This window comes from Caulobacter sp. CCG-8 (assembly GCF_037402475.1).
Classification (GTDB): domain Bacteria; phylum Pseudomonadota; class Alphaproteobacteria; order Caulobacterales; family Caulobacteraceae; genus Caulobacter.
In genome coordinates this window covers 21,432-27,878 of record NZ_JBBEUD010000037.1, presented here as the reverse complement: position 1 = coordinate 27,878, position 6,447 = coordinate 21,432, and the positions used below count along the sequence as shown (strand labels likewise).

At 69.0% G+C, this 6,447-nt stretch carries 7 protein-coding genes; 5 read left to right on the top strand and 2 right to left on the bottom strand.

The window, feature by feature from the left end; translation table 11 throughout:
* Nucleotides 1-242: 242 nt before the first annotated feature.
* Nucleotides 243-1,346: an anhydro-N-acetylmuramic acid kinase gene (locus WAE60_RS23485; RefSeq protein WP_337689126.1), complete on the bottom strand. Its 1,104-nt coding sequence runs from the start codon at nucleotides 1,344-1,346 to the stop codon at nucleotides 243-245.
* Nucleotides 1,347-1,389: 43 nt separating this feature from the next.
* Between WAE60_RS23485 and WAE60_RS23480 the strand changes: the two genes are divergently transcribed.
* From WAE60_RS23480 to WAE60_RS23460, 5 genes are all read left to right on the top strand, one after another.
* Nucleotides 1,390-1,440, top strand: a complete 51-nt coding sequence (locus tag WAE60_RS23480) for a hypothetical protein (RefSeq protein WP_197026763.1) — start codon at nucleotides 1,390-1,392, stop codon at nucleotides 1,438-1,440.
* A 91-nt stretch (nucleotides 1,441-1,531) separates the two neighbouring features.
* Entirely contained in the window at nucleotides 1,532-2,875 is a 1,344-nt protein-coding gene (gene tyrS / locus WAE60_RS23475; RefSeq protein ID WP_337689125.1) for a tyrosine--tRNA ligase, read from the top strand.
* 75 nt (nucleotides 2,876-2,950) lie between these two features.
* Nucleotides 2,951-3,412 carry a peroxiredoxin gene (locus tag WAE60_RS23470; protein WP_029917301.1) on the top strand — a complete coding sequence of 154 codons (462 nt, stop codon included), beginning with the start codon at nucleotides 2,951-2,953 and terminating at the stop codon, nucleotides 3,410-3,412.
* A gap of 205 nt (nucleotides 3,413-3,617) precedes the next feature.
* Entirely contained in the window at nucleotides 3,618-4,772 is a 1,155-nt protein-coding gene (locus tag WAE60_RS23465) for a peptidoglycan DD-metalloendopeptidase family protein (protein ID WP_029917302.1), read from the top strand.
* Complete coding sequence (locus tag WAE60_RS23460; protein WP_029917303.1) at nucleotides 4,753-5,238, top strand: polymer-forming cytoskeletal protein; 486 nt, start codon at nucleotides 4,753-4,755, stop codon at nucleotides 5,236-5,238. The genes WAE60_RS23465 and WAE60_RS23460 overlap by 20 nt, the downstream gene beginning before the upstream one ends.
* Before the next feature lie 58 nt (nucleotides 5,239-5,296).
* On the opposite strand, the gene prfB is transcribed toward WAE60_RS23460, so the two are convergent.
* A protein-coding gene (gene prfB / locus WAE60_RS23455; protein WP_156035887.1) for a peptide chain release factor 2 occupies nucleotides 5,297-6,416 on the bottom strand; the annotation gives its coding sequence in 2 pieces (ribosomal slippage) (nucleotides 5,297-6,346 and nucleotides 6,348-6,416; 1,119 coding nt in all).
* Nucleotides 6,417-6,447: the final 31 nt, after the last annotated feature.

Here is a 6,447-nt window from a genome sequence, read left to right as displayed (position 1 = left end):
ATTCTTTTTCAAACTCCGGACGATGTCCGGCGCTCCGCAGCCCTTTCCATACCTTCAGCGAGAGATCGCGTGAGTCTGAAAAGCCGTGGCTCACCCCCTTGCCCCCACCTGGCGGCTTCGCCGCCTGTCCGCCCCCGTAGGGGGCGGAGCCGCCTGCGCGAGGCTCTTCCCCTGCGGGGGAAGACGACCGCGAAGCGGTCCGTAGGGGGCAAGTGCTGACCGCATCGGAGGAACAGGACCTGCTAAGGCTCGACGATCCTGCCGCCCGTCATCGGCGCGGCCACGCCGGTGGTTCCGGGGAAGCTGATCGGCAGCCCGCGCGCCGTGCGGGCGGCCAGGTAGGCGAAGGCCTCGGCCTCGATGGCGTCGCCGCGCCAGCCGACGGCTTCGGCGGTCTTGACCGGGACCGGCGCCCGTTCGGTCAGGGCCTTCATGATCTGCGGATTGTGACGGCCGCCGCCGCAGACGATCAGGGCGTCGGGGCGCTGGCCGTGCTCGAACGCCTTGACGACCGCCTCGGCGGTGAAGGCCACCAGGGTGGCGGCGGCGTCCTCGGAGGACAGAGGATCGACCAGGTCGAGCGGGAAATCATAGCGGTCCAGAGACTTGGGGGCCGGGCCGGAGAAATAGTCGCTGGCCAGGAAGGTCTTCAGCACCGCCTCGTCGACGACGCCCGCCGCCGCCAGCCGGCCGTTCTCGTCGAACCGCCCCAGGCCGCGCGCCTGCAGCATCAGGTCGATCATGCCGTTGCCCGGCCCGGTGTCGAAGGCCAGCAGGTCGTCGTCGGGACCGATCAGGGTGATGTTGGCCACCCCGCCGATGTTCAGGGCCGCCACCGGCGCCGGCAGGCCCGAGGCCCGGGCCCGGGCCGCGTGATAGATCGGGGCCAGCGGCGCCCCCTGCCCGCCCGCCGCCACGTCGGCCGTGCGGAAGTCGAAGGCCACCGGCCGCCCGCAGGCGCGGGCCAGACGCTCGGCGTCCAGCAACTGCACCGTCCGGCCGATCCGGCCCGGATGCGGCCGCTCGTGCAGCACCGTCTGGCCGTGCACGCCCAGCAGGTCGAATTCGGACCAGGCCAGGCCGTGCTCGGCCAGGAAGCTCTCGGCGGCGTGGAAATGCTCGTCGGCCACGGCCTGGGCCGCCTCGGCGAAGATGTCGGGCGCGGGCTTGTCGCGCGGCCAGCCCCGCGCCACCTCCGTGGCCACCAGCAGGAGGTCGCGGGTCGCCTCGCGCAGTTTCCGCTCGCCGCACGGCCCGAAGGCCTGGATCTCGACGCCGTCGGTCTCGAGCACCGCCATGTCGACCGCGTCGAGCGAGGTGCCGGTCATGAATCCCAGGATACGCATGGTCTGGTTGACTGCCACGGCCCGCGCCGGGTAGCTAGGCCCCATGATCGACGCCCGCGTCATGCCTCGTCCGTATTACCGCCCGCTGCCATAGCGGGAGGCCGACGAAGCACGTCGCCGCCACCCCGCCTCGCCGGGGTCGTCCAAGATCGATCATGCGCTCCGGCCCCTCCCGGAGACCCCAAATGAAGTCCTCACAACCCGATCCCGCCGTGCTAGACGGCCCCCCGTTGTCTTCGAATACGTCCAATTCAGAGAGTCGAGCCATGTCCGCCGCCCCCGCCGCCTTCAAGTCGGAATTCCTCCAGACCCTGCAGGCGCGCGGCTACATCCACCAGATCACCCATCCGGAGGAACTGGACGCGGCGGCCGCCGGCGGGATCGTCACCGCCTACATCGGCTTCGACGCCACCGCCCCTTCGCTGCACGTCGGTTCGCTGATCCAGATCATGATGCTGCGCCGCCTGCAGCAGGCCGGCCACAAGCCGATCGTCCTGATGGGCGGCGGCACGACCAAGGTCGGCGACCCCACCGGCAAGGACGAGAGCCGCAAGCTGCTGAGCGACGCCGACATCGCGGCCAACATCGCCGGCATCAAGCAGGTGTTCGCCAAGTTCCTGACCTTCGGCGACGGCCCGACCGACGCCATCATGGTCGACAACGACGCGTGGCTCAGCAAGTTCGGCTACGTGCAGTTCCTGCGCGACTACGGCGTGCACTTCACGGTCAACCGGATGCTGGCCTTCGACTCGGTCAAGCTGCGGCTCGAGCGCGAGCAGCCGATGACCTTCCTCGAGTTCAACTACATGCTGATGCAGGCGGTCGACTTCCTGGAGCTGAACCGCGCCCATGGCTGCGTGCTGCAGATGGGCGGCTCGGATCAGTGGGGCAACATCCTCAACGGCGTGGAGCTGACGCGCCGGGTCGACCAGAAGGCCGCCTTCGGCCTGACCACGCCGCTGCTGGCCACGGCCTCGGGCGCCAAGATGGGCAAGACCATGTCGGGCGCGGTGTGGCTGAACGCCGAGCAGCTGAGCCCCTACGACTACTGGCAGTTCTGGCGGAACACGGAAGACGCCGACGTCGGCCGGTTCCTGAAGCTGTTCACCGACCTGCCCCTGGACCGCATCGCCGAGCTGGAAGCCCTGCCGGGCGCCCAGATCAACGACGCCAAGAAGGTGTTGGCCGACGAGGCCACCCGGATGGCCCACGGCGAGGACGAGGCCCGCAAGGCGCGCGACGCCGCCGAGAAGGCGTTCGAGCAAGGCGCGCTGTCGGCCGACCTGCCGACCTTCGAGGTTCCCGCCGCGGACCTGAAGGCCGGGATCGTCCTGGCCAACCTGTTCGCCGACGCCGGCCTGGCCGCCTCGCGCGGCGAGGCCCGTCGCCTGGCCCAGGGCGGCGGGGTCAAGGTCAACGACAAGGCCGAGCCCGACGCCAACCGCGTGGTCACCGAGGCCGACCTGGTCGACGGCGTCGTCAAGCTGGCGGCCGGCAAGAAGAAGATCGTGTTGGTGAAGCCCGTTTAGGTATCGTATGCCCGGACGGGTCCGAGACTCGTCCGGGCCCTTCGACCCGTTGCGAGTGACTTGAGGAAGAGCACGATGCTGGAACCCGGCGACAAGGCCCCCGACTTCGACCTGGCCACCGACACCGGCCGCGTCAGCCTTTCGGGCCTGAAGGGCAAGAACGTCGTGCTCTACTTCTATCCGAAGGACGACACGGCCGGCTGCACCTCCGAGGCCCTGCAGTTCTCGTCCGAGGTCGAGGAATTCGCCAAGCTGGGCGCGGTGATCGTCGGGGTGTCCAAGGACAGCGTCGCCTCGCACGCCAAGTTCCGCAAGAAGCACGACCTGACCGTCGAACTGGCGGCCGATTCCACCGGCGAGATCGTCGAGGCCTACGGCGCCTGGGTCGAGAAGAGCATGTACGGTCGCAAGTACATGGGCATCGACCGCTCGACCTTCCTGATCGACCGCGAGGGCGTGGTCCGCAACGTCTGGCGCAAGGTGAAGGTGCCCAACCACATCAAGGCGGTGCTGACGGCCGCCAAAGCCCTGAAGTAGCGGTGTGGCGCGCCGGCCTCAGGCGTGCGGTTATCGCAACACTAAAAGCCCCCGAACGGTGGCAATCGGTCGCGGAACCTTTTATCGGTTGAATTGTTTAAGCAAAACGTCGCCCTGCGTTCACGTCGGGCGCGAAGTATCTTGCGCGTTTCCGCTTTCTCGTTGCATATCGCCGGGACCTTGAAAACGGGGGTTTCCTAGGGCGATGGCGATCACGCGCTTCAAGCGACTGCGACAATCCCTGGAAGAGCTGTTCCCCGAGCGCCACCTGTATGTGCGCTCCGGCGGCGAGATGCGCGGCTACGTTTTCTCCACCGGCAAGCAACTGATGTGCGCCACGGGCGTCGCCGCGGCGGCGCTGTGGATGGGCGTGTGCACGGCCGCCATGATGGTCAACGCCCTGTCGGTCAGCTCGACCGACCAGATGGTCATCAAGCAGAAGGCCTATTACGAGCGCCTCAACGCCGACCGTCAGGCCCGCCTGAACAGCGCCGTGGCCCAGCTGTCGGCCAGCAGCGGTTCGCTGGACGAGCTGGCCAGCTCGGTCGAGAAGCGCCACGCCGCCCTCGCCCTCCTGCTCAGCGACTTCAAGGGCGTGCCCGGCGCGGTCCAGGCCCTGCAGATTTCCAAGCCCCATACGCTGGGCGCCTCGCCGGTCGAGCGCATCCAGGCCACGCGGATGGATCAGGAGCGCCTGATCGACGCCGCCGAGACCTTCGCCAAGAGCCGGGCCGAGCGCCTGCGCCTGGCCATGCGGATGGCCGGCCTCGACGCCGGTTCGTTCACCGGTCGCGGCGGCTCTTCGCTGGGCGGCCCGCTGATCGAGGCCAAGGACCCCCGCGCCCTGGCCGCCGTGCTCGACGTCGACGAGGAATTCGCCGGCCGGATCCAGCACGCCGCCACCGACATGTCGGACATGCGCCAGCTGAGCGCCGCCTCGCAGAAGCTGCCCTTCTACCGCCCGACCAACAATCCGGCGCTGAGCAGCAGCTACGGCGTCCGCTTCGACCCGTTCACCCATCGCCCGGCCTTCCATTCGGGCCTGGATTTCCCCGGCTCGTTCTACACGCCGATCATGGCCACCGCCCCGGGCGTGATCTCGTTCGTCGGCGTCCGCTCGGGCTACGGCAACGTCGTCGAGATCGACCACGGCAACGGCTTCAAGACCCGCTACGCCCACCTGCAGGCCGCTTCGGTCCGGGTCGGCCAGCGCGTGGCGATCGGCCAGCGCATCGCGGCCATGGGCTCGACCGGCCGTTCGACCGGTCCGCATCTGCACTACGAAGTATGGGTCAACGGGCGGGCCCAGAACCCGAACCGTTTCTTGAAGGCTGGTGAGTATGTTCAGCAAGCAAGCTAAGGCGCCCAAGGGACCGGCCCGCATCGAGCCGCTGCCGATGTCCATGGCGCCCGTTCCCGAAACCGCCCGCAAGGCGCCGCCAAAGGTGGCGTCGCTGATTTCGCCCGACATCACCATCGAGGGCGGCATCACCGGCGACGGCGAGCTGCAGATCGACGGCGTGGTCCGTGGCGACGTGCGCGTCGGTCGGCTGACGATCGGCGAAACCGGCCACATCGAGGGCTCGGTCTACGCCGAGGCGGTCGAGGTGCGCGGACGCATCGTCGGGGCGATCACCGCCAAGCAGGTGCGCCTCTACGGCACCTCCTACATCGACGGCGACATCACCCACGAGCAGTTGGCGATGGAGACCGGGGCCTTCTTCCAGGGCCGCAGCCTGAAGTTCCAGCGTCCGGCCGCGCCGCCGCAGCCGGCCCCCGCGCCGCAGCCGGCGCCGACGCCCGCCCTGGCCAAGCCGGCCGGCTAAAACAGAAACGCCCCGGATCGCTCCGGGGCGTTTTGCTTTTTCGAGGACCGCGCCGGCCCTAGGCCGAGGCGTCCCGCGTCGCCCCGACCCGCTGGGCCAGGGAAGCGCCCATGAAGGCGTCCAGGTCGCCGTCCAGCACGCCCTGGGTGTCGGAGGTCTCGACGTTGGTCCGCAGGTCCTTGACCATCTGGTAGGGCTGCAGGACGTAGCTGCGGATCTGGTGACCCCAGCCGATGTCGGTCTTCTGGTCCTCCAGCGCCTGCTGGGCGGCTTCCCGCTTCTGCAACTCGGCCTCGTAGAGCCGGGCGCGCAGCATCTTCCAGGCCTCCTCGCGGTTCTGGTGCTGCGAACGGCCGGCCTGGCAGGCCACGGCGATGCCGGTCGGGATGTGCGTCAGGCGCACGGCCGAGTCCGTCTTGTTGATGTGCTGACCGCCGGCCCCGGAGGCCCGGTAGGTGTCGGTGCGCACGTCGGCCGGGTTGATCTCGATCTCGATCGTGTCGTCCACGACCGGATAGACCCAGGCCGAGGCGAACGAGGTGTGGCGCCGGGCGCTGCTGTCGTAGGGGCTGATGCGCACCAGGCGGTGCACCCCGGCCTCGGTCTTCAGCCAGCCATAGGCGTTGGGGCCCTTGACCAGCAGGGTCGCGGACTTGATCCCGGCCTGGTCGCCGTCGGTCTCTTCGATCAGCTCCGTGGTCATGCCGTGGGCGTTGGCCCAGCGGGTGTACATCCGCAGCAGGATGCCGGCCCAGTCGCACGACTCGGTGCCGCCGGCCCCGGAGTTGATCTCGATATAGGCGTCGTTGCCGTCGGCCTCGCCCGACAGCAGGGCCTCGAGTTCGGCGCGGGCGGCGCGTTCCTTGATGGCCTTCAGCTGGGCGCGGGCGTCCTCCAGGGAGGCTTCGTCGCCTTCCATGTCGGCCAGTTCGGCGTAGTCGACGGCGTCCTTGACGTCGCGTTCGATGCTCTGCACGGCCTCGACGCGGGCGGCCAGGCTGGCGCGTTCGCGGGAGACGGCCTGGGCTTCCGACGGGCGGTCCCAGAGGGTCGGGTCCTCGACCCGGGCGTTCAGCTCATCGAGCTTTCTAAGGGCGACATCCCAGTCAAAGACGCCTCCTGAGCAGTCCCACGGACTGCTCGATGTCGGCCGCGGCGGCCTCGACATCCGGTCTCATCACGTAGCTCCGTGACAGTGTTGAAGGGCGC

What these genes read in the sequence shown, in the direction of transcription:
- WAE60_RS23485 (WP_337689126.1), bottom strand. Translation starts at nt 1,346, where the DNA reads ATGCGTATCCTGGGATTCATGACCGGCACCTCGCTCGACGCGGTCGAC.
- tyrS (WP_337689125.1), top strand. Translation starts at nt 1,532, where the DNA reads ATGAAGTCCTCACAACCCGATCCCGCCGTGCTAGACGGCCCCCCGTTG.
- WAE60_RS23470 (WP_029917301.1), top strand. Translation starts at nt 2,951, where the DNA reads ATGCTGGAACCCGGCGACAAGGCCCCCGACTTCGACCTGGCCACCGAC.
- WAE60_RS23465 (WP_029917302.1), top strand. Translation starts at nt 3,618, where the DNA reads ATGGCGATCACGCGCTTCAAGCGACTGCGACAATCCCTGGAAGAGCTG.
- WAE60_RS23460 (WP_029917303.1), top strand. Translation starts at nt 4,753, where the DNA reads ATGTTCAGCAAGCAAGCTAAGGCGCCCAAGGGACCGGCCCGCATCGAG.